At 71.6% G+C, this 24,809-nt stretch carries 21 protein-coding genes and 1 riboswitch; of the genes, 10 read left to right on the forward strand and 11 right to left on the reverse strand.

The features are described 5' to 3' along the window. Nucleotides 1-57 precede the first annotated feature (57 nt). From BS75_RS40165 to dmpG, 7 genes are read left to right on the forward strand one after another with little or no spacing between them, the layout of a single operon-like run. Complete coding sequence (locus tag BS75_RS40165; protein WP_034094760.1) at nucleotides 58-834, forward strand: SDR family oxidoreductase; 777 nt, start codon at nucleotides 58-60, stop codon at nucleotides 832-834. Then, the gene (locus BS75_RS40170) at nucleotides 834-1,385 is read left to right on the forward strand and encodes a cupin domain-containing protein (protein ID WP_042439252.1); all 552 of its coding nucleotides are present in this window, start codon (nucleotides 834-836) and stop codon (nucleotides 1,383-1,385) included. Before BS75_RS40165 ends, BS75_RS40170 begins: the two co-directional genes overlap by 1 nt. Then, complete coding sequence (locus BS75_RS40175) at nucleotides 1,382-2,263, forward strand: alpha/beta fold hydrolase (RefSeq protein ID WP_034091736.1); 882 nt, start codon at nucleotides 1,382-1,384, stop codon at nucleotides 2,261-2,263. The genes BS75_RS40170 and BS75_RS40175 overlap by 4 nt, the downstream gene beginning before the upstream one ends. Continuing rightward, complete coding sequence (locus BS75_RS40180) at nucleotides 2,260-3,195, forward strand: DODA-type extradiol aromatic ring-opening family dioxygenase (RefSeq protein ID WP_034091737.1); 936 nt, start codon at nucleotides 2,260-2,262, stop codon at nucleotides 3,193-3,195. Before BS75_RS40175 ends, BS75_RS40180 begins: the two co-directional genes overlap by 4 nt. Nucleotide 3,196: 1 nt before the next feature. Beyond that, nucleotides 3,197-4,036 (forward strand): 2-keto-4-pentenoate hydratase, encoded by an 840-nt coding sequence (locus BS75_RS40185; protein ID WP_052070353.1) that lies wholly within the window; start codon nucleotides 3,197-3,199, stop codon nucleotides 4,034-4,036. Continuing rightward, on the forward strand, nucleotides 4,033-4,986 hold the full coding sequence (locus tag BS75_RS40190) for an acetaldehyde dehydrogenase (acetylating) (RefSeq protein WP_034091738.1): 954 nt from the start codon (nucleotides 4,033-4,035) through the stop codon (nucleotides 4,984-4,986). Before BS75_RS40185 ends, BS75_RS40190 begins: the two co-directional genes overlap by 4 nt. After that, nucleotides 4,983-6,020 (forward strand): 4-hydroxy-2-oxovalerate aldolase, encoded by a 1,038-nt coding sequence (gene dmpG, locus BS75_RS40195; RefSeq protein ID WP_034091739.1) that lies wholly within the window; start codon nucleotides 4,983-4,985, stop codon nucleotides 6,018-6,020. Before BS75_RS40190 ends, dmpG begins: the two co-directional genes overlap by 4 nt. A gap of 129 nt (nucleotides 6,021-6,149) precedes the next feature. Here dmpG and BS75_RS40200 read toward each other — a convergent pair whose 3' ends face one another. The 10 genes from BS75_RS40200 to BS75_RS40245 all read right to left on the reverse strand — a co-directional run bounded on the left by BS75_RS40200 (nucleotide 6,150) and on the right by BS75_RS40245 (nucleotide 19,347). Next, nucleotides 6,150-7,397, reverse strand: coding sequence for a lipase family protein (locus tag BS75_RS40200; protein WP_042439256.1), 1,248 nt, complete (start codon nucleotides 7,395-7,397; stop codon nucleotides 6,150-6,152). A 487-nt stretch (nucleotides 7,398-7,884) separates the two neighbouring features. After that, nucleotides 7,885-8,484 carry a hypothetical protein gene (locus BS75_RS40205; RefSeq protein WP_034091740.1) on the reverse strand — a complete coding sequence of 200 codons (600 nt, stop codon included), beginning with the start codon at nucleotides 8,482-8,484 and terminating at the stop codon, nucleotides 7,885-7,887. A gap of 575 nt (nucleotides 8,485-9,059) precedes the next feature. After that, nucleotides 9,060-9,422, reverse strand: a complete 363-nt coding sequence (locus tag BS75_RS40210; protein WP_034091741.1) for an ArsR/SmtB family transcription factor — start codon at nucleotides 9,420-9,422, stop codon at nucleotides 9,060-9,062. Between the two features lie 122 nt (nucleotides 9,423-9,544). Continuing rightward, nucleotides 9,545-10,786 carry a S53 family peptidase gene (locus tag BS75_RS40215; RefSeq protein ID WP_231608042.1) on the reverse strand — a complete coding sequence of 414 codons (1,242 nt, stop codon included), beginning with the start codon at nucleotides 10,784-10,786 and terminating at the stop codon, nucleotides 9,545-9,547. A gap of 226 nt (nucleotides 10,787-11,012) precedes the next feature. Then, entirely contained in the window at nucleotides 11,013-12,698 is a 1,686-nt protein-coding gene (locus BS75_RS40220) for a glucoamylase family protein (protein WP_081983078.1), read from the reverse strand. 40 nt (nucleotides 12,699-12,738) lie between these two features. Then, nucleotides 12,739-14,715 (reverse strand): glycosyltransferase, encoded by a 1,977-nt coding sequence (locus BS75_RS40225; RefSeq protein ID WP_034091742.1) that lies wholly within the window; start codon nucleotides 14,713-14,715, stop codon nucleotides 12,739-12,741. A gap of 72 nt (nucleotides 14,716-14,787) precedes the next feature. Continuing rightward, on the reverse strand, nucleotides 14,788-16,350 hold the full coding sequence (locus tag BS75_RS40230; RefSeq protein WP_034091743.1) for an HlyD family secretion protein: 1,563 nt from the start codon (nucleotides 16,348-16,350) through the stop codon (nucleotides 14,788-14,790). Beyond that, the gene (locus tag BS75_RS40235) at nucleotides 16,347-17,705 is read right to left on the reverse strand and encodes a sulfate adenylyltransferase subunit 1 (protein WP_042439258.1); all 1,359 of its coding nucleotides are present in this window, start codon (nucleotides 17,703-17,705) and stop codon (nucleotides 16,347-16,349) included. The genes BS75_RS40230 and BS75_RS40235 overlap by 4 nt, the downstream gene beginning before the upstream one ends. A gap of 2 nt (nucleotides 17,706-17,707) precedes the next feature. After that, on the reverse strand, nucleotides 17,708-18,616 hold the full coding sequence (cysD, locus tag BS75_RS40240) for a sulfate adenylyltransferase subunit CysD (RefSeq protein WP_174515070.1): 909 nt from the start codon (nucleotides 18,614-18,616) through the stop codon (nucleotides 17,708-17,710). Next, on the reverse strand, nucleotides 18,613-19,347 hold the full coding sequence (locus BS75_RS40245; RefSeq protein ID WP_042439260.1) for a phosphoadenylyl-sulfate reductase: 735 nt from the start codon (nucleotides 19,345-19,347) through the stop codon (nucleotides 18,613-18,615). Before BS75_RS40245 ends, cysD begins: the two co-directional genes overlap by 4 nt. Nucleotides 19,348-19,903: 556 nt before the next feature. On the opposite strand from BS75_RS40245, the gene BS75_RS40250 reads away from it, so the two are divergent. The 3 genes from BS75_RS40250 to BS75_RS40260 all read left to right on the forward strand — a co-directional run bounded on the left by BS75_RS40250 (nucleotide 19,904) and on the right by BS75_RS40260 (nucleotide 22,875). Beyond that, nucleotides 19,904-21,139 (forward strand): NAD-dependent epimerase/dehydratase family protein, encoded by a 1,236-nt coding sequence (locus tag BS75_RS40250; RefSeq protein WP_034091746.1) that lies wholly within the window; start codon nucleotides 19,904-19,906, stop codon nucleotides 21,137-21,139. A gap of 4 nt (nucleotides 21,140-21,143) precedes the next feature. Continuing rightward, nucleotides 21,144-22,526, forward strand: a complete 1,383-nt coding sequence (locus BS75_RS40255; RefSeq protein ID WP_052070357.1) for a hypothetical protein — start codon at nucleotides 21,144-21,146, stop codon at nucleotides 22,524-22,526. Beyond that, nucleotides 22,527-22,597, forward strand: a riboswitch (guanidine-III (ykkC-III) riboswitch). 17 nt (nucleotides 22,598-22,614) lie between these two features. Then, complete coding sequence (locus tag BS75_RS40260) at nucleotides 22,615-22,875, forward strand: CBU_0592 family membrane protein (RefSeq protein ID WP_034091747.1); 261 nt, start codon at nucleotides 22,615-22,617, stop codon at nucleotides 22,873-22,875. 521 nt (nucleotides 22,876-23,396) lie between these two features. Here BS75_RS40260 and BS75_RS40265 read toward each other — a convergent pair. Next, on the reverse strand, nucleotides 23,397-24,695 hold the full coding sequence (locus tag BS75_RS40265; protein WP_034091748.1) for a hypothetical protein: 1,299 nt from the start codon (nucleotides 24,693-24,695) through the stop codon (nucleotides 23,397-23,399). Nucleotides 24,696-24,809 lie beyond the last annotated feature (114 nt).

Genomic DNA, 24,809 nt, shown 5'->3' on the forward strand with positions numbered 1-24,809 from the left:
ACCATCACGCGAGGCCGCCGAGCACCACGCGAGGCACGGAACCATGCGGAGGCAGACATCAGCAAGCGAACCGCTCTCGTCGGCGGAGGCAGTGCGGGCATCGGCTACGCCGCAGCCGAGCACCTGGCGCTTTCAGGACACCGGGTGGTCGTCACCGGCCGCCGGGCCGGTCCGCTCCACGCGGCCGCGTCCGCACTGCGGGAAAGCACCGGATCCGTGGTCGACGCGCTGGTCAACGACGTGTCAGCGCCGCAGAGCGCCGCAGCCGCGGTCGCCTGGGTCGAGGAGCGCCACGGCGCGCTCGACATCCTGGTGCTCAACGCGGGTGGGCCGCCGCCCGGCCGGATCCTGGACGTCAGCGACGACCAGTGGCAACAGGCCTACGAACTGCTGCTGCTCGGACCGTTGCGGCTGTCCCGGCTGGTCCTGCCCCGGATGGCCGAGCGGGGCTTCGGCCGCGTCCTGTTCGTGACGTCCTCGGCCGTCCGTCAGCCGCAGCCCGACCTCGCCGCCTCCGTCGTCCTGCGGTCCGCGGTCAACGCGGCGGCCAAGCTCCTCTCGCGGGAGTTCGCGGCCGAGGGCGTGACGGTCAACTGCGTGGCACCGGGCGCGACCGCCACCGAGCGCCGCAGGCAGATTCTGGAGAGCCGCGCCCGGCAGGCAGGGACCGACTACGCCGAGCTGGACGCCGCGGACGCCGCGGCCGTTCCGGCCGGCCGGGCCGGGCGCCCCGAGGAGATCGCGTCCGTGGTGGCATTCCTGGCCTCCGAGGCCGCAGGCTACGTCAACGGCACAGTGATCACAGTAGACGGCGGACGAACGGAGACCATCTGATGGCGCAATCCGGACCCGAATTCTCCATGGCCGAGTTCCTCGGCGCGATATCCGACACCGTTCGGCCGAGCAGCGCACGCCCGATCGTGGTGACCGCAGGCGAGTTGGAGCCGCTTCCGGCGGGGCAGGTGCACAACCCGACGACACTGTCCATCGCGGGCAAGCTGCCGACCGCCACGTTCGAGATCTTCCGGCAGTCGATCCCGCCGGGCCTCAGCTCCGACATGCAGCGCCACCACCACGAGACGGTCCACTTCGTCATCGCGGGCGAGGGCCACAGCGAGGTCGAGGACGAGACCGCGTCCTGGTCCGCCGGCGACTTCGTCTACACCCCGCCGTGGACCTGGCACCGCCACTACAACGACTCCACCGAGCACCCGGTGGAGTTCCTGACCATCGAGAACTCGCGCCTGCTCGGCCTGCTGGGGGTCGGCCGACGCCAGAGCGCCGGCCTGGCGACCGTCGAAGAGGCCCGTGCCCGCTTCGGTGAGGACGAACGGCAGCACCACCCGCAACCCTACGGATCCACAGCTGAGGAGAGCCCAGCATGAGCGACCTGCCCGCGCACACGAGCATCTGGGGCGAGCTCGCGGACGTCGAGCACGAGCTGCGCCACGTCGACGTCGGCGGGGTCCGCACCCGCGTCCTGCGGGCCGGGTCCACCGGCCCGGACCTGGTCCTGCTGCACGGCACCGGCGGACACCTCGAAGCCTACGCCCGCGACATCGCCGGTCTGGCCGCGGACTTCCGGGTCACCCTCTACGACATGGTCGGCCACGGCTGGTCCGACCTGCCCGACCGGCCCTACACCACCGATGTGCTCTCCGACCACCTGCTCGGCCTGATGGACGCCCTGGACATCGACGCCGCGCACCTGTCGGGGGAGTCACTGGGCGGCTGGGTGGCCGCCTGGACGGCGGCGCACCACCCGGGCCGGGTGAACCGGCTGGTACTCAACACCCCGGGGAACATCGCCAACAAGCCCGAGGTGATGGTCCGACTGCGGCAGAGCACCATGGCCGCGGTCCTGGACCCGAGTGACGACACGGTGCGCCGCCGCGTGGAGTTCCTGTTCCACCACAAGGAGATGGTGACCGACGAGCTGGTCGGGCTGCGCCGCACGGTCTACAGCCGCCCCGGCTTCGTGCAGGCCATCACCAACACCCTCGTCCTGCAGGACCCCGAGGTGCGCAAGGACTTCGCCTGGGATCCGGCCTGGGTCGGCCGGATCACCGCACCCACGCTGCTGCTGTGGACCGACAACGACCCCACCGGCGGACTCGACGAGGCCGAGCTGCTCCTCAAGTGGCTGCCCCGTGCCCGGCTGCACGTCATCGAGGACGCCGGCCACTGGCCGCAGTGGGAGAAGCCCGAGGAGTACCTCCGCGTCCACCGGGACTTCCTGCTCGCAGAGGCGGAGACGGCATGAGCGAGATCATCGGCCTGGTCGGCATGTCCCACTCCCCGTTCGCCACCATGACGCCGCCACAGGGAGCCGAGCAGCCGGGCGGCCGGTTCATGGCCGACGCCGATCGGGTCGCCCGTACCGTGGCCCGGTTGGCCCCGGACGCCGTCGTCGTCATCGGCCCCGACCACTTCCACGCCAACTTCTACGACGCGATGCCGCCGTTCGTCCTCGGGGTCGAGCAGGTGACCGGTTTCGGGGACTTCGACAGCAGGTCCGGTCCGCTGCCGGTCGCCACCGAGCTGGCCTGGTCGGTCCACGACGGGCTCGCCCGGGCCGGATTCGATCTGTCGCTCTCCTACGCGCTGACCGCCGACCACGGCCTGGCGCAGAGCTACGACATGGTCTGCGGCACGGCCGGGATCCCGCTGGTACCGCTGATCGTCAACACCGCCGCACCACCACTGCCGAGCATGGAGCGCTGCGTCGAACTGGGTACGGCGCTGGGCGCAGCCCTGCGCGCTGCGCCGTACCCCGGGCGGGTCCTGGTCATCGCCAGCGGCGGACTGTCGCACTGGCTGCCCTCCAACGACCCGCGCGACCCCTCGCTGGTGGAGGAGCGGCGCACCATGCTGATCCACGGGCGCAGGGACCCGCACGCCTACGACGCGGTGCGGGAGCCCAGGATCCGCGCGATGGGCGGTGACCCCACCGCCCACGTCAACCTCCTGTGGGACACCTGGTTCCTCAAGCAGCTCGGCACCGCGGACCCGGAACCGGTCGTGGCCCTGGGCGACCTCGGTCTCGAAGAGCAGGCCGGGAGCGGTGGACACGAGGTGCGGACCTGGCTGATCGGGCAGGCAGCCGTCGGCGGTCCACTGATCTGGACCAGCTATGAGCCGGTGCCGCAATGGATCACCGGCATGGGCATCGGCACGACCTTCGAGGTGGACTGACATGTCGCCGCATTCCAGCACGCGCGACCTCGGCACCGCCGAGGCGCTGCGGCAGCTCACCGAGGCCCGGGCCCGGCGCCGGCCCGGCTCTCCGGTGCGGGACCTGCTGCCCGCGGACGACATCGACGCGGCCTACGCTGTCCAGGCCGCGTGGGTCCAGGCCGGCACGGCGGCGGGAGCCCGGGTCGTCGGCCGCAAGATCGGTCTGACCAACCCGGCCGTGCGCGCCCAACTGGGCGTGGACCAGCCTGACTTCGGCGTGCTCCTGGACACCATGCAGAGCGCGGACGGCGCGCTCATCGATGTCGCCAGAACGCTGCAGCCCAGAATCGAGGCGGAGATCGCCTTCGTCCTGGCACGGGACCTGCCGGCCGCCACCGTCACGGAGGCCGAGGTCGTCGCCGCCACCGCGTACGTCGTCGCCGCGCTGGAGATCGTCGACAGCCGGATCGCCGACTGGGACATCGACATCGTGGACACCGTCGCGGACAACGCCTCCTCGGGACTGTTCGTCCTCGGCGCGCAGCGCCGCGAACCCGACGGCCTCGACCTGGCCGACTGCACGATGACGATGTGGCGCGGGCAACAGGTCGTCTCACGGGGCACAGGCGCGGCCTGCCTGGGCAATCCCCTGTCCGCCGTGGCCTGGCTGGCCGGGACCGCACACCGCTACGGCCGGCCGCTGAGGGCCGGGGAGATCGTGCTCTCCGGCGCACTGGGCCCGATGGTTCCCGTTGTTCCCGGCGACGGCTTCCGCGCTGAGATCAGCGGCCTCGGCGAGGTCAGCGCGACGTTCACGCAGGCACCGCAGTACCCGACTTCGCAAGGAGACGCTGAATGAACGGGGCCACACGACCCAGGACCAGGGCCGCCGTGATCGGCTCGGGCAACATCGGCACCGACCTGATGGTCAAAATACTGCGGCTGGGCGAGCAGCTGGAGATCGGGGCGATGGTCGGGATCGACCCCGACTCCGACGGTCTGGCCCGGGCCAGACGCCTCGGCGTGCCGACGACCGCCGAGGGCGTCGCGGGGCTCATCGCCATGCCCGGCTTCGACGAGATCAAGGTCGTCTTCGACGCCACGTCGGCCAAGGCCCACCGGGCCAACGCCCGCGCCCTCGCACCGCACGCCAAGCGACTGATCGACCTCACCCCGGCCGCGGTGGGCCCCTTCGTCGTCCCGGCAGTGAACCTGGAAACCCACCTGGACGCACCGGACGTCAACATGGTCACCTGCGGTGGCCAGGCCACGATCCCCGTGGTGGCAGCGATCGCGCAGACGGCACCCGTGCCGTACGCGGAGATCGTCGCCTCGATCGCCTCGAAGTCCGCCGGTCCCGGCACCCGGGCCAATATCGACGAGTTCACCGAGACCACCGCCGCCGCGATCGAATCGGTCGGCGGCGCACGGCGGGGCAAGGCGATCATCGTGCTCAACCCCGCCGAGCCGCCGCTGATCATGCGCGACACCGTCCTGTGCCTCGTGGACGCCCCGGACCCGAGCGTCCGCCGGCAGATCGTCACCTCCGTCGAGCAGATGGTCGCGCAGGTCGCGGCCTATGTCCCCGGCTACCGCCTCAAGCAGCCGGTACAGATCACCCCCGTCACCGACCATCCGCACACGCTGATCGGCCGGAGCCGGGCCACCCACCAGGTCGCCGTCCTGCTGGAGGTGGAGGGCGCGGGCCACTACCTTCCGGCCTACGCGGGCAATCTCGACATCATGACCTCGGCGGCCCTGCGCGTCGGCGAGCGAATCGCGGCGCAGCTGTTCGAGGTGGCGAAATGACCAAGCGACTGTTCATCCAGGACGTCACCCTGCGGGACGGCATGCACGCCGTCCGCCATCGCCTCCGGCCCGGGACCGCGTCCCGGATCGCGGCCGCACTCGACGCCGCGGGCGTCGACGCGATCGAGGTGGCACACGGCGACGGGCTCGCCGGCAGCAGCCTGAACTACGGTCCCGGCAGCAACACCGACTGGGAGTGGATCGAGGCCGTCGCGGGCAGCCTCACCCAGGCCAGACTGACCACGCTCCTGCTGCCCGGCATCGGCACCGTCAGGGAACTCCAGCAGGCGTTCCGACTGGGCGTGCGCTCGGTGCGCGTCGCCACCCACTGCACGGAGGCTGACGTCGCGGCCCAGCACATCGCCACCGCGCGCGAGCTCGGCATGGACGTGTCGGGATTCCTGATGATGAGCCACATGGCCCCGGCGCCCGAACTGGCACGGCAGGCCGCACTGATGGAGTCCTACGGAGCGCACTGCGTCTATGTCACGGACTCGGCCGGCCACCTCACCATGAACGCGGTGCGCCAGCGGGTCCGCGCCTACCGCGAGGTTCTCGACCCGGCCACCGAGATCGGGATCCACGCGCACGAGAACCTCTCCCTGGCGGTCGCGAACTCCATCACCGCAGCCGAGGCCGGAGCCACCCGTGTCGACGCCTCGCTCGCCGGACACGGTGCGGGGGCGGGCAACTGTCCGATCGAGGCGTTCATCGGCGTCGCAACGCTCGAAGGCTGGGAACACGGCTGCGACCTGCACGCCCTCCAGGACGCCGCCGACGATCTCGTCCGGCCGCTGCACGACCGGCCGGTCAGGGTCGACCGCGAAACCCTCAGCCTCGGCTATGCCGGGGTCTACTCCAGCTTCCTGCGGCACGCCGAGACCCTGTCCCGCACCCACGGTGTCGATGCCCGCACCCTGCTGCTGGAGGCCGGTCGGCGCGGCCTCGTGGGCGGCCAGGAGGACATGCTCGTCGACATCGCCCTGGGGGAGTCGGCCCGGCACCGCGGCGCCCGACGCGCCGAGCGGCCCTGACCGAGTCGCCCGGGGGTTCCGGACCTGGCTGTGAGCTCGTCGCCGTCCGACGGTTCGAACGGCTCGGCCACCCGGAGCCCCGCGACGCGGCCCGTGACCGGAGCCAGGGGCCGTGCCGCGCGGCGCAGTTCAGCAGGTGCTGGTCGGGGTGGTTCCGGCGAAGCGCGCAGCCAGGAACAGCTGGACCGAGGTCTCGCGGGCCACGGCCTCCTCCGAGTGCTCGCCGATCAGGTCGCGGACCTCCTGGACCGTGGCGCCCTGCCGGCACCAGTTGTCCACCAGGGTGTTGTCCTGGCCGACCGGGACGATCTCGTCGGTGTCCGCGTGGTAGTCGTAGACGGGTGTCGCGGGGGCGGTCGCGCCGAGGGCGTTCTGCTGGAGCACGGCCGCGACCGAGGGAACGTCCAGCGGGTCGCTGACGGTGGTGTCCTGGTTCAGGCTCCGGAAGGGGAACTGGGCGAGGATGGTGGTCTCGCACTCCCCGTCGATGGTGGCGAAGTCCTGCACGCCACGGGAGTTGAGCAGGGCCTGGATGCCTGCCTGGGGGAACTCGGTGGCGATCCCCTCGGCGGCGGCGAACTCGAAGCCGGAGAACAGGCCGCCGTCCATGAACTGGGCCACCGCGGCCGGGTCGGCGGGGGTGCCGCCGATGGCCGCGCCGACCAGCGGCACGTCCGGGGCGTAGCCGGGCTGCAGCTGGGTGGCCCAGCCGGTGGCCTCGGCGCCGCCCGAGTAGCCGTCCACGGCCCAGGGGTTGGCCGGGCCGACACCGTCGGTGTCGAAGTTCTTGACGGCGCGGATGCCGTCCAGCACCGCGTGGCCGGCCTGCGGACCGGCCATGAACACCGACTTGGGCCCCTCGAAGTCGGGGAAGGCCACCGCCCAGTTGGCGAGCAGCAGTTCGGCCGCCAGGCCGACCTCCTCGACGTCCTGACCGGTGGCCAGCACATATGAGGGGGCGCACTGGGTACCCAGGCTGTCCTCGGGCGCCTGGAGCGAGACCGCGGGCCGTGCGCCGTGCCCGGTCCAGGCGGTCTGCGGGACGACCAGGGTGGTGACGGCCATCTCCGGCTGGTTGTTGGAGTCGTTGGTGCGGTAGGAGATCTGCCAGGCGTCGAGCGGGACGGGCACGCCCTCGATGGTGACGTTCGGCACCGGGCGGCTGCCGACGATCTGGCCCGGCTGGTAGGAGCCGATGTCGGCGGGCGCGGTGTAGAAGGGGTCCTGGTCGGGGACGACGGAGCCGGGCGCGGGTGCGGGGGTGGTGCTGTCCGGTCGCGGTGCGGCCAGGGCGGCCGCGCCGCCGACGGCCGCCGGTACCAGGGTCAGGGCGCAGGCCAGAGCCGCAGTGGCCGCGCTCGCGAGAATGGTGCGCATGGGTCTCCCCGATCTGCAGAGGACGTGGGCTGCCGTGGGGGTGGATTACCAGTCGGTAGCCATGCAGTGAGCTTGACTGCGCCGTGTCAAGTGGTCAAGCCCCGTGCAACGAACCGTCAGCAAGGGCCCGCCGGGTGAGCGTTCACACCACGGCACGGGCCGCGGCCCTCTCCCGCAGGGGCGCCAGGGCTCGGTCGGGGCCTGGGAAGTGGTGGAGGGGATTCCACCTGCGCCGACTGCATCGTCCGGTTCGGACGCAACCTCTTCACGGGTCTCGACGAAGTCGGCACCAAGGCCCGGCACCCGATCCGCGAGCGTGACTCGGAGTTCACGGCCCTGGAAGGCCGGATCCAGACCTGCCGACACGAACTCCTGGACCGGACGCTGATCTGGCACCAGCGCCGCCTCTGCCCCGTCTTCCGCCCCTCCGCCGCGTCGGCGGGACGCCGAGGCGGCGGCGGGCCCGGCCGGACGGCCGGTGGTGGCGCTAGCGGACCAGGGTGAACGGACGAAGGACCTGGTACGGCATCAGCCAGTCGGAGGTCGGCTGGCCGGAGCGGTTGTAGAGCTGGTAGCTCGCGATGCCGCCCTCCTCCCGCCACTGACCGAGGGGCGCTGCCGAGGTGAAGGCGATCCGGACGGTGATGTGGCCGAACTGGTTCGGCGCCAGCTTCGGCGCCCAGTGTCCGTCCGGGGAGATGAACTCGAACAGATGGTTGGCCTTGTCGATGGTCGGCTTCTCCCAGCGGCCGGTGGCCGGGTCGAGCCAGGTGACGACGACCCCGGTGGTGGTCCAGGTGCCGGCGTGGGTCGGCGTCGCGTTCCGCTGCAGACCCATGCCCCAGCTGAGGGGGGCCACCCACTCGCTGGTGTTCTCCTTGTACCAGTAGGTGATGGTGAGCGTGCTGCCCCGGTGCACGGTCTTGGGAACGCTCTCCCAGGCCCACCAAGTGCCGATCTGCCGTCCCGCCGTTGCCCGCTGCGGCGCTGTGGCCGCGCCGGCCTGCGGTGCAGCGGTGGCGACCAGCCCGAGTGCCGCCATGGCCGCGGCGGCGGAGACGGCGGCGCGCCGGATCCGGTTTCCCATCGGTATTCCCCCTTTGATGACGTGACGGTCGACGGGAGCCCGCCGACGACCGTCCAGGGCCGCTTCATATTGGCCCTTGATTTCCGGTACCCGCTCTTGGCTCGGTGTCCAGAGACTACTCAACTGACTTCGCTGTCAACACGAGGGCCCCGATGGTGACGCAGGCGACCGACGGCTCGATCCCGCAGTCGCCGAACCAGCCCTGCGGTCGCGGTGCGACTCGGCCACGGTGCGGATCCGGTGAACACGCATCCATCCGCCGTCGTTCTCCACCAGGCCCCGCTCAGCACCCGCTTGGCGAACACGCCCGGACCGGGCGGCACCGCGGATCCTGCGAGGCGTACCCGGTGGCCCCGAACCCGGCCCGGTTCTTCGCGGGGGCGACGTGGACGGCCGGGTCTCTTCCCCATCCCGGGAGCTGGAGGCGGTACGGCTTCTCTCGCGGCAGCTGGTGCAGCAGGTGCAGCAGGTGCAGCAGAGCTGCGAGGATGGCGCGGTCGGGCCGGGTCCGGGCCCGCCGACGGCTGCCCGGGACGCCGGGCAGGCCCCCGTTCGGATGTCCCGGACGTCCCCGGTCAGCGGGAGCTGGCCAGCAGCGCGGACATCGCCTCCAGCACCCGGGGCTCGACGCGGTAGTAGACCCAGGTCCCGCGCCGTTCGCTGGAGAGCAGGCCGGCCTCGCGCAGCTTCTTCAGGTGGTGGCTGACGGTGGGCTGGGAGACCCCGACGTCCTGGATGTCGTACACGCACGCCTCCGCGCTCGCATGGGAGGCGATCTTGGAGAACAGCCGCAGCCGGACCGGGTCGGCCAGGGCCTTGAACATGCCGGCCATGGTCCCCGCGTCGGCCTCGGACAGCTCCGCCGTGGTCAGCGGCGGGCAGCGGGGGACGGCGTCGTCCGGCAGTAACGGCGATTCCAGTGAAGTCGGATTCACCATCTGTCTGCTCCTCTTGTGCTCGTCCAGGCGGTGCGCCACGGGGAGGTTCGGCGCGGTCCGCGGTTCCGGGTGGGCCCTGCGTCGCTGACGGTGGCCGGGGCCCACCCGGGGCGTCCGGGACGTCAGCCGGTGAAGGCGGCGAGCCCGTCCGGGGTGCCGAGCCCGGTGGGGCCGTCGTAGCCGACCTCGGCGGTGCAGAGGTAGGCCGGGGTGCAGGTGGCGGTCTTGCCCTTGGTGACGTCGTTCAGGGCGGAGGGGTCGGCGTACAGGTCCGCCGCCGGGTAGCTCACCGTCGGGGCGCCGGCGTCCGCGAAGACGGAGGCGATGAGCGGGGAGGCGACGCTGGTGCCGCCGTAGACCTCCCAGCCGGTGGCGCCGTAGGTCTCGTAGACCGCGACCCCGGTGGCCGGGTCGGCGACCGCGGAGACGTCGGCCACGGTCCGCTTGGCGCAGCCGGTGTCCTTCTGCCAGCTGGGCTTGGCGTCGTAGGCGGAGCAGCCGGAGCCGGCGCCCTCGGTGGACGAGGTGGACCAGACCGACTCGGTCCAACCGCGGGTGCTGGAGGCGGTCTTGAGCGAGGTGCCGCCGACCGCGGTGACGTACTGGGAGGCGGCCGGGTACTCGACGCCGTAGCCGCCGTCGCCGGAGCTGGCGGTGACGGCCACGCCCGGGTGGTCGTAGTACTTGGTGTCGTAGGTCGGGTCGGAGCTGGACTCGGATCCGCCGTAGCTGTTGGAGACGAACTTCGCGCCGAGCTTGACCGCCTCGTTGACGGCGGCGCCGAGGTTGGCGGTGCTCGCGGACTTGGCCTCGACCAGGATGATGTGGGCGTTGGGGGCTATCGCCGAGACCATGTCCAGGTCCAGCGACTCCTCGCCCGCCCAGCCCTTGTTGTTCTTCGGCAGCGTGCTGGTGCCGGTCTGGCTGACCTGCTGGAAGCAGCCGCCGGCGGCGGTGCACGCGGGCAGCCCGTACTGGCTGCGGTAGACGGCCATGTCGGCGCCGGCCTTGGGGTCGTTGTAGGCGTCGATCAGGGCCACGGTCTCGCCGGCGCCGCCGTTGGCGGGCAGGTTGTAGGCGCTGAGCAGGTCGCTCGGGCCGAAGCCGGAGGGGGTGGCGTCGCGGGTCACGCCTAAGGCGTTGACGTGCTCGGTGGCGTTGGTGACCCGCAGCGCGTCGCAGGCCATCTGGCCGACGGCGCTCGGCACGGCGCAGGAGCGGACCCAGGTGGTGGCTGCTCCGGCGTTGGCCGGGGCGGCGTTGGCGGGCGCGGTGGAGACCAGGGCGGTGGTGGCCAGTGCGGCGGAGCCGAGCAGCGGGAGCACGATCCAGCGCCGGCGCTGGGAGTTCGGGACGGTAAGCACGGTAGTGCCTCCAGGAGTTGGGGTTTCCAGGGGTGAAGAGGAGGTCTTCCCCGGTTCAGGCCGACTTGGCGAGAAGGCTACTGACGAGTTCATGACCAAACAAGAAGGATGGAACTTCCGATTTCTCGCCATATCGGGAGGTAATCGGGCAAGCGCCGGATTTCCCCGCCAATCGGCGGGGGGTGCCCCGCCGGTCGGGGGGAGCCGGTCCGGCCCCGTCGCTGGCTCAGTCGGAGGCACGGCGGCGCCGTTTCCTCGGCCGGGCGCGGCCGGTGGCCGTGGCGGTCGACCGGGCGGTCGACCGGGCGGTCGGGACGGCGGTCGCAGCGGCCGTGCCGCCCGGCCCCAGCCCCTGGATCGAGAACTGCTCCAGTCCGAAGTAGGGTGCGAGCCGCTGCTCGTAGCTGCTCCCGGCGATATAGCTCTGGAGTTGGTCGTGGTCCACCGCGTCGTCGACGGCCATCAGGATCGTCAGCTGGCTCACGGCCAGGTAGCGGCCCGCGATCTCGCCGTTCCCCGGGCTCACCGAGTCCAGGAACCCGTACTGGGTGTAGAGCGCGGGGTAGTCGGCGACCAGCCGGCCGATGTCGGCGTCCGCCTGCTGCGGGACGACCGGCAGCGCCAGGAAGGCCGCGTACGGGGTGACCGCCGCGTCCTTCACCTTGCCCTGGTCGCTGGCCAGGTCGGGCACGCCGTAGTTGGTGTACTTGGGCTTCGCCCCCGGCGCGGTGGCCGGCGCCCAGCCCCAGACCGGGGAGCCGGTGCCGGCCGCGTAGGCTCCCTGGGCCAGCGCGGTGTTGCGGTCGTTCAGGCCCAGGCTGGCCGGCGCCGCCGTCTGCTCGGGGAAGACCAGGTCGGGGGCGAGCGCCTGGTACAGGCTGCCGTCGAAGGTCGGCACGAACTTGATCCGGTCGAAGGTGTAGTGCCCCTCGAACACCGGGTAGCTCTGCCCGCTCTGCGGGTCGGTGTAGTCCTCGGTGGCGCCCTGCGGGGTCTGCCGCTGCCGGTGGCCGGCGGGCGGCGTCCGGTCCAGTCCCCACCACAGGGATCCGGGGACCTTGCCGCTGCCGATCGCCGCGTACTCGGCGATCCGCGGTCCCGAGTACGCGTTCAGATAGGTCGACTTCGAATAGCCTCCGCCGACCTGGTAGCCGTTGTACAGCACGTTCCCGGCCCGGTCGTACAGCAGTTGCCACTGCATCGCGCCCAGCAGCGCGGCGCAGCCGGGCGCGAGCCGGGGGAACGCGCCCTCGGTCACCAGCAGCCCCTGGGCCAGCCAGCCGTTGTCGACGGTCGAGACATAGCCGGCCGGGTCCTGCTCGCCCTGGGGGGTGGAGATGGCCGCGCCGTTCTGCGTGCTGTACCAGCGGAACAGGAATCCCTGGTACTTCGGCAGACTCCGGATCTCCGCCAGGGTCGCCGCCGCGTCCGCCTCGGCCTGCGCCGGGGAGGCCAGGCCGAGGTCCCTGGCGGCCACGATCGCGGAGAGGTAGCTGCCGATCAGCGAGGGGTTGGTGTACTCCCGTGCGGCCGCGGCCGGTTGCAGCGCCGCGCCGGTGCCCGGCGGGCCGGCCAGCGGGACGCTGTCGAGCAGCAGGTGCGTCGCCGGATCCAGGTCGGGGCCGGACAGGAAGTTCCAGGTCCTGGCGGCGACCTGGCGCAGGAAGCCGAGCTGGGACGCCGTCAGTTCGCTGGTGGGGTCGGTCACCAGGGTGTTCCCGGCGGCCGCGGCGGTCCATCCGGCTGCGCCACTGCCGGCCGAGGGGGCCGAACCGGTCGGTCCGGAGGAGCCGGAGGAGCCTGAGGAGCCGGACGGGCCCGAGAAGGCGCCCTCCAGCTGGGCCGCACCCAGTCCGCCCGCCACCAGCACGACCGTCACCAGCAGCCCGACAGCGCCTCGCCCTCGCCTCATCGAATCCTCCTCTCACCGTGGTTGACGTCTCGTCCGACGGTCATGGGGTCTCCGCCTCCGGCAGGTAGCGCGGCCGGAGCACCGGCCAGGTGATGTCGGCGTCCGGCTCCGTGCGCCGCACCGGGTGCAGCCACGGCACGCTCACCGGCCGGGTTCGCAGCAGCAGCAGGGCCTCGATGTTGGCCAGGCGTTTGATCATCATGAAGACGAGGAAGAGCGGCCACCACAGGAACGCGCGCCACAGCCCGCGGTAGAACATGGCACACATGACCATGATCAGCATCGGCAGTTTGGCGATGATCAGGAACGCCAGCAGGTGCATCACGTTCCGGCGGACGCCGGTGTCGAAGAAGGCGCCCTGGACGGCGAACAGGTAGGCCGCGAACTGCATCGGCTGGACCAGTCGGCGGGCGCCCTTGAAGAACTCGGCGAACCAGAACCGCGGACCGGCCGAACCGCAGGCCGGCGGCACGAAGCGGGCGAAGTTGTAGATCGAGCCCTGGCTCCAGCGGCGCCGTTGCAGCCGCAGTTGCGCGGCGTTCTCCGGGACGTCCTCGTAGGCCCAGATCCGGCGGTCGTAGATGGCCCGGTAGCCGAGCCGGGCGAGGCTGCAGGTGAAGTCGATGTCCTCACCGAGCATCCCCTCGGGCCAGCCGCCGATCTCCAGGGCCGCCTCGCGGCGGACCGCCGTGTAGTTGCCCGGAACGCACGGTTGGGCGTCGACCACCGCGTAGGCCAGCCGGGGCAGTCCGAACCCGGCCGCCAGCTCCATCGAGCGCATCCGGTCCACCCAGGTGGTGAACGGCCGCTTGACGAACATGAATGCCCCCACCAGGCCGATCCGCGGGTCCGACTCGAACCACGGCACGGTGTGGCGGAAGGAGTCGGGATGCACCTCGCAGTCGGTGTCGTGCCGGATGACGTAGTCCGCCGTGCACCGGGTGAGCGCCAGATTGAGCGCGGTGGCCTTGCCGACGTGCGAGCCGGCGATCACCTCGCCGCGGACCGCGACCGCGCGGGCCATCGCCTCCTCGGCGAGCCTGCGGGTGTCGTCCTGGGAACCGTCGTCGCACAGGATCAGGTGCACCGGGCCGCCGTAGACCACCGCCGCGCGGTCGATGCACTCGACCCAGCGGACGATGTTGGTCTCCTCGTTGAAGGCCGGCCCGATGACGTCGATCGGCGGCGGGTCCTCGCCCGGCTGCGGCAGCCTCTGGCCGCCGCACAGCCGCAGCAGGCACAGCACCACGTAGATGCCGAACTTCAGGTACACCGGCACCGCGATCAGCACGAAGGTGTACTCGACCGGGTCGTTGGCGCTCAGGTTCACCAGTGCTTCCGCGCCGACCGCCACGAACACCAGGACCACCAGCAGCACCGTGCCCATGATCAGGGTGTCGAGGGCGTCGCCCCTCCGCCGGATCGGCACCTGGGTGGGCCGGGGCAGCTGGTAGGTGGTCAGCGCCAGCCGCATGGCCAGCAGGTAGGCGATCACGTAGTGCAGCAGGATGCTGATCAGCGGGAACCGCCCGAGCGAGAGCCCGGCGTCGATGCCGACCACGCTCAGCAGGGTGTCGGCGGCGATCGAGGCCGCGATCGCCAGTGGGGCGTGCAGCAGGATCATGATCCGCCGCCCGGGGGTGGCGTGCACGCACAGGGACAGGGCGAGCGCGAACGCCAGGAAGCTGAGCGGGATCACCGGGCGCAGATGCGAGTCGTAGGCCCCCACCACGCCCGGCTCCGGCAGGATCCGGGTGGTGGAGAACGCGACGGCCGTGCGGTAGTCCTTGGCCAGGTCGGGGGTGCGCAGCCCGACCAGGGCGATGCTGCCCCCCAGGCAGATGGTGACGAAGGCGGCCACCCGCCACAGTGACGGCGGATGCGGTTTGGGCAGCACCACCACGTTGCCCACGCCGCGGTCGGCGTCGTCGAAGCGGCGGCGCAGCGCGTGCAGGATGATGCCGACCAGCACCGCCAGGTCGAGCAGGAAGATCAGCAGGCCGGGGAGGCGGAGCACCGCAGTCCCTCCCTTCCGGGGTCGGTCGCCGTGGTCGCGGTCATCGCCGTGGTCGCGGTCGGACCGGCGGGCTCAGGGGAAGACCACATCGGCGCTCATCCCGGTCATGGTCCCCTGCGGCCAGCTGGGGACGGCCAGTCGTACCGGGTACTCCACGTTTCCGTCCTGGTCCACCGGGATCGGGCTGATCTGCGTGATCGTGGCGGCGACGGTCCTGCCCAGGGCGTTCACGGTCACCTTGGCCGCTCCCCCCAGCCGCAGCTTCGCCGCCTCGTCCTCGCTGACCTGCGCCAGCAGGTACCGCTGCGAGCTCACCAGCCAGATCAGCGGCTGCTCGCTCGCGCCGGAGTTGCCGGACCCGGACGAGGAGTCCGGCGGGAAGAGGCTGAACGCCGGGCCCGAGGTGGCCTGGGCGGTGCCGGGGCCGGAGAAGCCGTGCACCCCGTCGGTGCCGTCCAGGTCCCCGACGATCCCGCCGACATCGGCGACGACGCCGCTGATGGGGGAGAGGAGGGTCAGCGCGGCGAGGTTCTGCTGGTCCTGGTCCACGGCGGTCTGTGCGGAGGCCACGTTCGCCTGCGCGGTCGAGAGCTGTGCGCCGGTGGCCGGCGCGGTGTCGACCGCCTCCTGGTTCTGGGCGAGGGCGAGGGCCGAGCCGGCGCTGGAGGCGGAGTGCGCCGCCGTGTCCTGCAGCTGCTCGGCGTCGGCCCTGGAGTTGGCCAGGGCGGCGGCGGCGCTGGCGATGGCGGTGGAGTCCTTCTGGAGCTGGGACTGGAGGCCGAGGCAGTAGGTACTGGCCGTGGCCGGTGCGGTGGCCTGCGGCGGCTCCGTGGCCGCGGATCCGCCGGACGCGCGGGTCGGACCGGGCGTACCGACCGCACCGACGGTTCCGACCGTACCGACAGTTCCGACAGTTCCGACCGGGCCGGGGAGGTCGGGCGCCCGGACCGCGCCGGGTACCCGCACGGAGTCGGCGGGCGGCGTCGAGCAGTCGGTCCGGTACTGGGCGGTGTCCGCCCTGAGCGTGGCCTGGGCGTTCTCCACGGTCTGCTGGGCCTGGGCGATCTGGGTGCCGCCCTGAGCCTCGGCATCCTGGGAGGCCTGCTGCGCGGCCGACAACTGCTGTTCGGCGGCCGCCGTCTGGAGTTGCAGGCTCTGCTTTCCGGCCGACGAGAGGGTGGGTGACTCCAGGGCCTTCACCACGGTCCGGTCGGCGGCCAGGACCGCGGTCGCGTCCTGCAGCGTGGCCTGCGCGTACGCCTGGTCCAGGGTCGCCAGCGGCTGCCCCTTGGTCACCGTCTGCCCGGCGGAGACCAGGATCTGGCTGACGCGTCCGGTCTGGGTGAAGTCCAGGCTGACCGAGTTCTGTGCCTCGACCGTGCCGGCGAAGCCGGTGGGTCCGCCGGTGATCTCGGTGAAGGTGTACCGGGCGAGGACGCCACCGACCACCAACAGGGCCACTGCCACCAGGAGCTGGCGCATCGAAGCATGGGGTAACCGGCGGTGCGACGGCTCCGGCCGGCCGCCGGCGCCGGCGTCGCCGCCACCACCGCTCGAACTGCCGTCCGCGGATGCGTCGTTGACGGCGGCGGCGGCGTTCATACCGCGCACCCGAACCGGGACCTTGCTCGTCATCGCCGCTCAGCTTCCGTTTCTTTGTCGAGCGCGCCGACCATGCCGGCGGTCACGGTGGCGCCGTCCGCCTCGTCCACGAGGAGGAAGGAGCCGGTCCGGCGGTTGGCGCGGTAGTCGTCCAGGGGCAGGGGGGTCGCCGTGTGCAGGGTGATCCGGCCGATCTCGTTGGCCGACAGGCTCGGCGGCGCGGGATCGGCGGTGAGGGTGCGCAGGTCCAGGCGGGTGTCCAGGGAGTTCACCACGGCCCTGACGGTGCCGGCGGCGTGCTGCAGCAGCACCCGGTCGCCGGCGTGCAGCGGCCGCTCGTCGAGGTGGCACACGGTGGCGGTCAGCCGGTCGGTGACCCGTGGCAGCGCGTCCGGCGGCACGTCCAGCGGCACGATCAGGTCGCCCCGGGAGACGTCGAGGTCGTCGGCGAGCCGTAGGGTGACCGACTGCGGCGCGAACGCGAACTCGGCGTCGAGCTCGCCGAGCCGGTCGATCGCGGCGATCGAGGTGCGCTGCCCGGAGGGCAGCACCAGCACCCGTTCGCCCCGGCGCAGCACTCCGGAGGCCAACTGCCCGGCGTAGCCCCGGTAGTCGCGGAACTCGCCGGCGTGCTGCGGGCGCAGCACGTACTGCACCGGGAAGCGGGCCGGTTGCCCGGCCGGGTCCTGGTCGGTGTCCACCTGCTCCAGGTGCTCCAGCAGCGTGGGACCGCGGTACCAGGCCGTGGCCGCGGACCGGTGCACCACGTTGTCCCCGTTCAAGGCGCTGATCGGGATCGGGACGACGTCGGGCACGCCCAGCCGGGCGGCGTACCGGGTGAACTCGGCGGCGATGGCGGCGAAGACCGACTGGTCGTGGCCGACCAGGTCCATCTTGTTGACCGCCAGCACCAGGTGCGGGACCCGGAGCAGGGCGGCGACGGCGGCGTGCCGGCGGGTCTGCTCGACGACGCCGCTGCGGGCGTCGACCAGCACCACGGCCAGCTCGGCGGTGGAGGCACCGGTGACCATGTTGCGGGTGTACTGCACGTGCCCGGGAGTGTCGGCGAGGATGAACCGGCGCCGGGGCGTGGCGAAGTAGCGGTAGGCGACGTCGATGGTGATGCCCTGCTCGCGCTCGGCCCGCAGGCCGTCGGTGAGCAGCGCCAGGTCGGGGACGTCCTGACCGCGTGCGCGGGACGCCCGTTCCACCGCTGCCAGCTGGTCGGCGAGCACCGCCCGGCAGTCGTGCAGCAGACGGCCGACCAGCGTCGACTTGCCGTCGTCCACGGAGCCCGCGGTGGCCAGCCGCAGCAGTGAGGCCTCGCCGGGGCGCGGGCGCGCCTCGGCGGCGCGGCCGCCTCGGGTGGGTCGGTGTGGGGAGCTCATGGTCAGAAGTACCCTTCCCGCTTCCGGTCCTCCATCGCGGCCTCGGACAGCTGGTCGTCCGCACGGGTGGCGCCCCGCTCGGTCAGCGTGGAGGCCGCGATCTCCTGGATCACCTCGTCGACGGTCCTCGCGTGCGAGTCGACGGCGCCGGTGCAGGACATGTCGCCCACCGTGCGGTAGCGGACCTGCCGCCGTTCCACGCTCTCGCCCTCGCCCGGGCCGCCCCAGTCGCCGGGGGCCAGCCACATGTCGTCGCGGCGGAAGACCTCGCGCTTGTGGGTGAAGTAGATCTCCGGCAGCGCGATCTGCTCCCGGCCGATGTACTGCCACACGTCCAGTTCGGTCCAGTTGGACAGCGGGAAGACCCGGACGTGTTCGCCCCGGCGGCGGCGGCCGTTGTAGAGCGACCACAGCTCGGGCCGCTGCCGGCGCGGGTCCCAGGCGCCGAAGCGGTCGCGCAGCGAGAACACCCGCTCCTTGGCGCGGGCCTTCTCCTCGTCGCGTCGCCCGCCGCCGAACAGCGCGTCCAGTCGGCCCTGGGCGACGGCGTCCAGCAGCGGTACCGTCTGCAGCGGGTTGCGGGTGCCGTCCGGGCGCTCGCGCAGCCGGCCGTCGTCGATGAACGCCTGGACGTCGGCGACCGTCAGCCGCAGCCCGTGCTCGGCCACCACCGCGTCGCGGAAGGCGATGACCTCGGGGAAGTTGTGCCCGGTGTCCACGTGCAGCAGCCCGAACGGCACCGGCGCGGGCCAGAAGGCCTTGCGGGCCAGGTGCAGCATCACGATCGAGTCCTTCCCGCCGGAGAAGAGCATCGCCGGCCGTTCGAACTGGGCCGCGCTCTCGCGGAAGATGTGCACCGACTCGGATTCCAGCACGTCCAGTTGGGAGAGTCGCAGTCCGGACCCGGTCATGTGTGCAGCCCACATTCGGTCTTGGCCAGGCCCGCCCAGCGGCCGGAGCGCGGATCGGCCCCGGGCAGCGGGCGCCGGGTGCAGGGCTCACAGCCGATCGAGGTGTAGCCCTCCGCCAGCAGCGGGTTGACCAGCACGCCGTGGCGCGCGACGTACTCCTCGACCTGGTCCTGGGTCCAGGCCGCCAGTGGCGACACCTTCACCAGTTCGCGCCTGGCGTCGTAGTCGACCACCCGGATCCGCGCCCGTCCGGGGTGCTCCTCCCGGCGCATCCCATTGATCCACGCGGTATAGGGCCGCAGCCCGCGGTTCAGCGGCTCGACCTTGCGCAGGGAACAGCACAGGTCCGGGTCGCGGTCGTGCAGCCGGGGGCCGTACTCGGCGTCCTGCTCGGCGGTGGTCTGCCGGGGGGTGAGCGGGAGCAGGTTGATCCGGTAGGTCTGGGCCACGGCGTCCCGGGTGCCCCTGGTCTCGGCGAAGTGGTAGCCGGTGTCGAGGAACAGCACGTCGATCCCGGGTGCGACGGTCTGCGCCAGGTGCACCAGATGGGTGTCCGCCATGGAGGAGGCGACCACCAGTCCGGAGCCGAAGGTGCGGTGCGCCCAGGCGATGATCTCGCCGGCGTCGGCGCCGGCCAGTCGCACATCAGCCTCGTCGGCGAGCGCACGGAGTTCCGGAGCGGAAATCGGCACTGCCGGGGAATCCTCTTCCAAGCGGGCTCGCTTTTCCATTGGAGCCCTCCTTTCAGTGGTCCAAGTGGTACCAGAGGCGTGGCTCGAATATACCTCCCCCACCGCTCCTTCTTAGCGAACCTTTACCTTCATATCTGTCGAATCAAGGGGTCCGAACCACTGCGCACATGCGCCGTCCGGCCTGTATTTGCGGCCGTCTAACCAGGTACTTTGTTGAATTATCATTCATGGGGCGGGGTGCTGCCGGCGGCACGGAGTGCGGTGCAGAGTGCCACCGTGCGGCGACAGGACCGGCATGACACCCCTGATCAGTGGTGACAGGCACCGCCTGTGCCAATAGACGAATATCTAATCTGTCGGCTGCCGAAGCAACGAACAATCTGTACTGGACACGACAGTGGTCTTGTGCCACAGTCCCTAGATATCCGGCAGCCCCTCACGGGCCAGCCGCCCCCGGCCGACATTCGGCGGGGCCCTGGATTGTCACGCGGAGCGCCCAGGGGCACTTCCGCGACCGGCCGCTTCGCGTGCCGTTCCCCGGACATATTCCGATTGAATCGTGTCCGTAGACGTATCTATTCACTGGAGTGAGTGCATGCGTATTCTCGTACTGGGCGGCGACGGATTCTGCGGCTGGCCCACCGCGCTCCACCTCTCCGACCGCGGCCACGATGTGACCGTCGTCGACAACCTCAGCCGCCGTGCGATCGACCTGGAGCTGGAGGTCGAGTCGCTCACGCCGATCCGGCCCCTCGGCGAACGGCTGCGGGTCTGGCAGCAGGTCTCCGGCCGGGAGATCGGCTTCGTCCGGCTCGACCTGGCCACCGAGGGCGACCGGCTGACCGCCCTGCTGCCCGGGCTGCGCCCGGACGCGATCGTGCACTTCGCCGAGCAGCGGGCGGCGCCGTACTCGATGCGGTCCACCGCGAGCAAGCGCTACACCGTCGACAACAACGTGCGGGCCACCCACAACCTGCTGTCCGCGCTGGTCGCGACCGGGACCGACGCGGCGCTGGTGCACCTGGGCACCATGGGCGTCTACGGCTACGGCTGGTCCGGCTCGGCCCCGATCCCGGAGGGCTACCTGACCGTCAAGGTCCCCACCCCGGAGGGCGACCTGGAGCGCGAGATCCTGCACCCGGCCAATCCCGGCTCGGTCTACCACCTCACCAAGACCCTCGACCAGCTGATGTTCTCCTTCTACGCGGCCAACGACCAGGTGCGGATCACCGACCTGCACCAGGGCATCGTCTGGGGCACCCAGACCGAGCAGACCGCCCGCGACGAACGGCTGATCAACCGCTTCGACTACGACGGCGACTACGGCACCGTGCTCAACCGGTTCCTGATGCAGGCCGCCATCGACCACCCGCTGACCGTGCACGGCACCGGCGGCCAGACCCGCGCCTTCATCCACATCCAGGACACCGTCAGGTGTATCGAGATCGCCCTGGCCAATCCGCCGGCCGCGGGCGACAAGCCGATGGTCTTCAACCAGGTCACCGAGAGCCACCGGGTGCGCGACCTGGCCCAGCTGGTCGGCAAGCTGACCGGGGTCCCGGTGGCGAACCTGCCCAACCCGCGGATGGAGGCCAAGGAGAACGACCTGGTCGTCCGCAACGACCGGTTCCTGGCGCTCGGCCTGGCCCCGACCACGCTGTCCGACGGACTGCTCGACGAGTGCACCAACATCGCCCGGCGCTACCGGCACCGGGTCGACCCGAGCAAGATCATCGCCAGGTCGGTGTGGCGCCGGGGCATGGAGACCGCCCCGGACCTGCTGACCGAACTACCGGCGGCCCCCGCCGGGCGGCCCGGCGACGGGCGGTAGCGGGATGCAGCACCGGCCGAGCGGCGCCCGTGCCTCCGCCGGGCGGCCGCAGGATCCCTACGGCCTCCCGCTGACCACCACCCCGGAGGCCGCCGACGCCTACAACCAGGGCCTGCGGCGCTTCCTGGGGGTGCGCTCCGGGGCCGCGGACGAGATCCGGCGGTCCGTGGCGACGGATCCCGACTTCGCCCTGGGACACGCCGCGCTCGCCCTGCTCGGACACGCGGGCGCCGCCGAGGTCGACATCCCCGACGCCCTGGGCGCCGCCGTCCGGGCGGCCGTGCACCGCCGCCCGGACGAACGCGAACGAAGCTTCCTGGTGGCCGTCGCCGAGCAGATCGGCGGGCCGGTGGACGGGCCGGTCGGCGGGCGGGTCAACGGCTGCTCCCGGGCCGCGGCGCCGCAACTGCTCCGGCACATCCGGGACTTCCCACGCGACGCCCTGTGCGTGAACATCGCCGTACCGACGATCTCCTCCAACGGGGTCACCCAGGGCGAGCAGGCCTGGTCCCTGATCGAGTCCCTGGACCTCGTCTACGGCGAAGACCCCTGGTACCTGGGCCAGTTGGCCTTCGTCCGGCAGGAGCAGAGCCGCTGGCAGGAGGCCGAGACGCTGGCCTGCCGCGCGCTGGACGCCGACCCGGGCGCGGGCCACGCCGTGCACGCCCGCGCCCACGTCCTCTACGAGACCGGCGAGCACCTGGCCGGCCTGGACTGGCTGGAGGGCTGGCTGGGCCGCCACGGCGCCGACGCCTTCCAGTCCGCCCACTTCAGCTGGCACGCCGCGCTGTACGAGCTGATGCTGGACGATCTCCGGGCGGTGCGCGACCGCTACCGCACCCAGCTGGCACCGCCGCAGGTCACCGGCGCCCGGGCGCTGATCGACTCCGGCTCGCTGCTCTGGCGCTGCCACGTCACCGACCGCTGGGAGGGCAGGCTGCCGGCGGCGGCCGTGGTCGACACCACCCCCGAGGGCTGGCTGGACCGGCCGCCCACCGCGTTCGCCGCCCTGCACGCGGCCCTGCTGCTGGCGGCGTCCGCGGACGGCGACGGCCTGAGCCGGCTCCGGCGCAGCTGCCTCGCCCACGCCGAGCCCGATGTCAGTCCCACCCTGGCCGGGCTGTGCCAGGCGCTGATGGCGGTGGTCGAGCACCGCTGGGACCGCGCCGCCCGACTGCTCCAGCCGCTGCTGCCCCGACTGGAACCCCTGGGCGGCAGCGCGGCACAGCGCGACGTGGTCGAGGAGACCCTGCTGTACGCCCTGGTCCGGGCCGGACGTAACAGGCAGGCCGCCCGGCTGCTGTCGGCCCGGCTCGACCGCCGCCCCGCACCCCTGGACCGGAACCGACTGGACGTCCTCATGCAACGGGAGGTTGTGCGAGACTGAGGAGAGTGGGCAAGGATGACGTCCACTTCCGGACGAGGTGCGCCGTACCCGGTCAGACAAGACGACGCTTCGATGGAGGCACGTCGTCATGGGTGAGCAGCTGGTGCAGATCCTCGGCTCGATCCTGGTCCTCATACCCTTCGCGCTGGCGCAGGCGGGCCGGCTGGACTCCAAGTCGCTCGGCTACCTGGGGCTGAACCTGATCGGCTCCGGCACCTTGGCGGTGGACGCCGCGGTCACCTCCCAGTGGGGGTTCCTGCTGCTGGAGGGCAGCTGGGCGCTGGTCTCCCTGTCGGCCCTCGTCGGCGCCCTCCGCCGTTCCGGCGCGCTCACCACCAGGTGTCGTTGAGCGTTGTAGGTGTCATCAACCCTGTCCATGCTGGTCAGGCCGCGTGCTGGTACCTCGCACAGCGCGTGCAGGGGATGCGTCTGGCTCCAGGTCAAGGTGTGGTTCAGAAGTTCGGTCCGGCAGGAGCGGATCCGTCTCTTCATGATCGAGTTCATGCGCGGCATCCGCACGCCGGTCTTCACGGTCTCGATGCCCTCGATGCCGGCGGCGTGCAGGATCTCCCACGCTGTGGACGGGGCGATGCAGGCCAGTTGGGCGAGTTCGCCTTGTATGCGCCGGCGGCTGCCGTTGTGGCGATCAGGATCCGGAACGGCTCAGCGGGGATGGGGAGCGGCACATACCGGCCGTTCTCGATGCTGTGCGGAGCGCTGCCGGGATCGGAGAATCTGCAGATCGGGGCCAGAATCGTGCTTTCGAACCGGGCAGCCGGGGCCGCGGGCGCTGAGCCGCGGATCTGCCAGGGCGGCCGTCGGCCCCCGGAACTGATGTTCCGGGGGCCGGCGGGGACTGTCCGTCCGAGGTCAGGCCGCGCTTGCCTCTTCCGCTGCCTCGTCCTCGGCCTCGGGCAGGTCCTTGAGCAGGAGGCGGTCCCGGGCGGAGTCCACCGAAGTCACTTCGACCCAGAGCAGGTCACCGGGGGTGAGCAGCCCCGCGTTCAGGTCCTCGCGCAGCTCCGCGCTCATGGCGGTGCAGTGGAGGATCGCCGGGCGCGTCCGACCGGGCAGCTTGAGTAGGGCGTAGCCGCCCTGGCCCTCGGGGCTGGCCTTGATCACCTCGCCGTCCAGCCGTTCTCCGACGGTGGGGCCGGTCGGGTCGGAGGGAGGAGCCGGGGGACGGGGGTTCCCGACGGACGTGAACCGGGGCGGGAGAGCCGCACGCAGCAGGACACGGCGGCGCTCCGCGTCCATGCGGGCCACCGAGACCTCGACCCGGTCGCCGGGGCGGAGCTCGCCGAAGGGCATCGACGGGTCGTGCGGGAGCAAGCCGTTGACGCCTCCGGTGACCGCGACGAACGCACCCAGGCTGGGATGGACATTGTGAACCGTCCCGGTGAAGGCACGGCCGACCGGGTACTCCGCCGCGAGGACGGGCCATGGGTTGCTGACACCGGCCTGGAGGGTGTACCGCATGTCACCCTTGGTATCGACGTCGAACGCCCCGTTCAGCCGCGTCCCGACAGCGAACTTGGCCGACATGTCGGGGATCACCCGGCTGTAGTCGACGTCCAGAGCGGACAGCACGCCGTGCCGCCCGTCGTCGGTCTCGACGACGGCGAGCTCCCGTGTCGTGGAGACGACACGGGCAGGGACCGGGAGGCTCCCGCCGCCGATGAGCGGCACGAGCGCCATCTCGGTCGCCGACTCGGCGTGGACCGCCTCCAGCGCGAGCCGCAGCTCCACCTTCATCCGGTCCATGTGGCGCCAGTCCGAGGAGTAGGTGATCGTCCGCAGGTCCTTGACGTCGCTGGGGATCTCCTTGGGGTCCTGGGTCAGGTAGATCATCTTCTTGCCGATGATGTACGAGAGCATGAACTCCATCGCCACGTTCACGGACTCGTTGGAGAACACCACGAGCACGATCTCGGCGGTTTGGATCCCGTGCCACACCCGCGAGAGCACGGAGTCGCCCCCGTACATGGCGTCCGCCCGGGTGGGGGTCATCCCGAGGCTCTCGATGGTCGGCACCAGCGCGTTCTTGTACATCTGGTCGTAGTCGAAGGGGTTGCCCTGGGCGTCCGGCCGCTCGCCGTACGCCATCGCAGTGAAGACGGTTCCGGCCTCCGGGCGCTCGTCCCTCATCAGCCTGCTGTTCTGCACCATGGTTCTGTCCTGCTTCCCTTGCGATGGAGCGACCCCGCCACGGGGCCGTGACCGAATCATCTGGGAGAGCGCGCCGACAGCGGTACGGGCTGCGGGCCTGACAGACCGGCGGGT

The organism is Streptacidiphilus albus JL83 (genome assembly GCF_000744705.1).
Classification (GTDB): Bacteria; Actinomycetota; Actinomycetes; order Streptomycetales; family Streptomycetaceae; genus Streptacidiphilus; species Streptacidiphilus albus.

Bases quoted from the DNA above. Each gene is read 5' to 3' on its own strand.
- BS75_RS40180 (WP_034091737.1), top strand. From the start codon at position 2,260: ATGAGCGAGATCATCGGCCTGGTCGGCATGTCCCACTCCCCGTTCGCC.
- BS75_RS40235 (WP_042439258.1), bottom strand. From the start codon at position 17,705: ATGAGCTCCCCACACCGACCCACCCGAGGCGGCCGCGCCGCCGAGGCG.
- BS75_RS40170 (WP_042439252.1), top strand. From the start codon at position 834: ATGGCGCAATCCGGACCCGAATTCTCCATGGCCGAGTTCCTCGGCGCG.
- BS75_RS40230 (WP_034091743.1), bottom strand. From the start codon at position 16,350: ATGACGAGCAAGGTCCCGGTTCGGGTGCGCGGTATGAACGCCGCCGCC.
- BS75_RS40210 (WP_034091741.1), bottom strand. From the start codon at position 9,422: ATGGTGAATCCGACTTCACTGGAATCGCCGTTACTGCCGGACGACGCC.
- BS75_RS40200 (WP_042439256.1), bottom strand. From the start codon at position 7,397: ATGCGCACCATTCTCGCGAGCGCGGCCACTGCGGCTCTGGCCTGCGCC.
- BS75_RS40190 (WP_034091738.1), top strand. From the start codon at position 4,033: ATGAACGGGGCCACACGACCCAGGACCAGGGCCGCCGTGATCGGCTCG.
- BS75_RS40255 (WP_052070357.1), top strand. From the start codon at position 21,144: ATGCAGCACCGGCCGAGCGGCGCCCGTGCCTCCGCCGGGCGGCCGCAG.
- BS75_RS40245 (WP_042439260.1), bottom strand. From the start codon at position 19,347: ATGGAAAAGCGAGCCCGCTTGGAAGAGGATTCCCCGGCAGTGCCGATT.
- BS75_RS40185 (WP_052070353.1), top strand. From the start codon at position 3,197: ATGTCGCCGCATTCCAGCACGCGCGACCTCGGCACCGCCGAGGCGCTG.
- BS75_RS40265 (WP_034091748.1), bottom strand. From the start codon at position 24,695: ATGGTGCAGAACAGCAGGCTGATGAGGGACGAGCGCCCGGAGGCCGGA.
- BS75_RS40205 (WP_034091740.1), bottom strand. From the start codon at position 8,484: ATGGGAAACCGGATCCGGCGCGCCGCCGTCTCCGCCGCCGCGGCCATG.
- BS75_RS40250 (WP_034091746.1), top strand. From the start codon at position 19,904: ATGCGTATTCTCGTACTGGGCGGCGACGGATTCTGCGGCTGGCCCACC.
- BS75_RS40175 (WP_034091736.1), top strand. From the start codon at position 1,382: ATGAGCGACCTGCCCGCGCACACGAGCATCTGGGGCGAGCTCGCGGAC.
- dmpG (WP_034091739.1), top strand. From the start codon at position 4,983: ATGACCAAGCGACTGTTCATCCAGGACGTCACCCTGCGGGACGGCATG.
- cysD (WP_174515070.1), bottom strand. From the start codon at position 18,616: ATGACCGGGTCCGGACTGCGACTCTCCCAACTGGACGTGCTGGAATCC.
- BS75_RS40260 (WP_034091747.1), top strand. From the start codon at position 22,615: ATGGGTGAGCAGCTGGTGCAGATCCTCGGCTCGATCCTGGTCCTCATA.
- BS75_RS40220 (WP_081983078.1), bottom strand. From the start codon at position 12,698: ATGAGGCGAGGGCGAGGCGCTGTCGGGCTGCTGGTGACGGTCGTGCTG.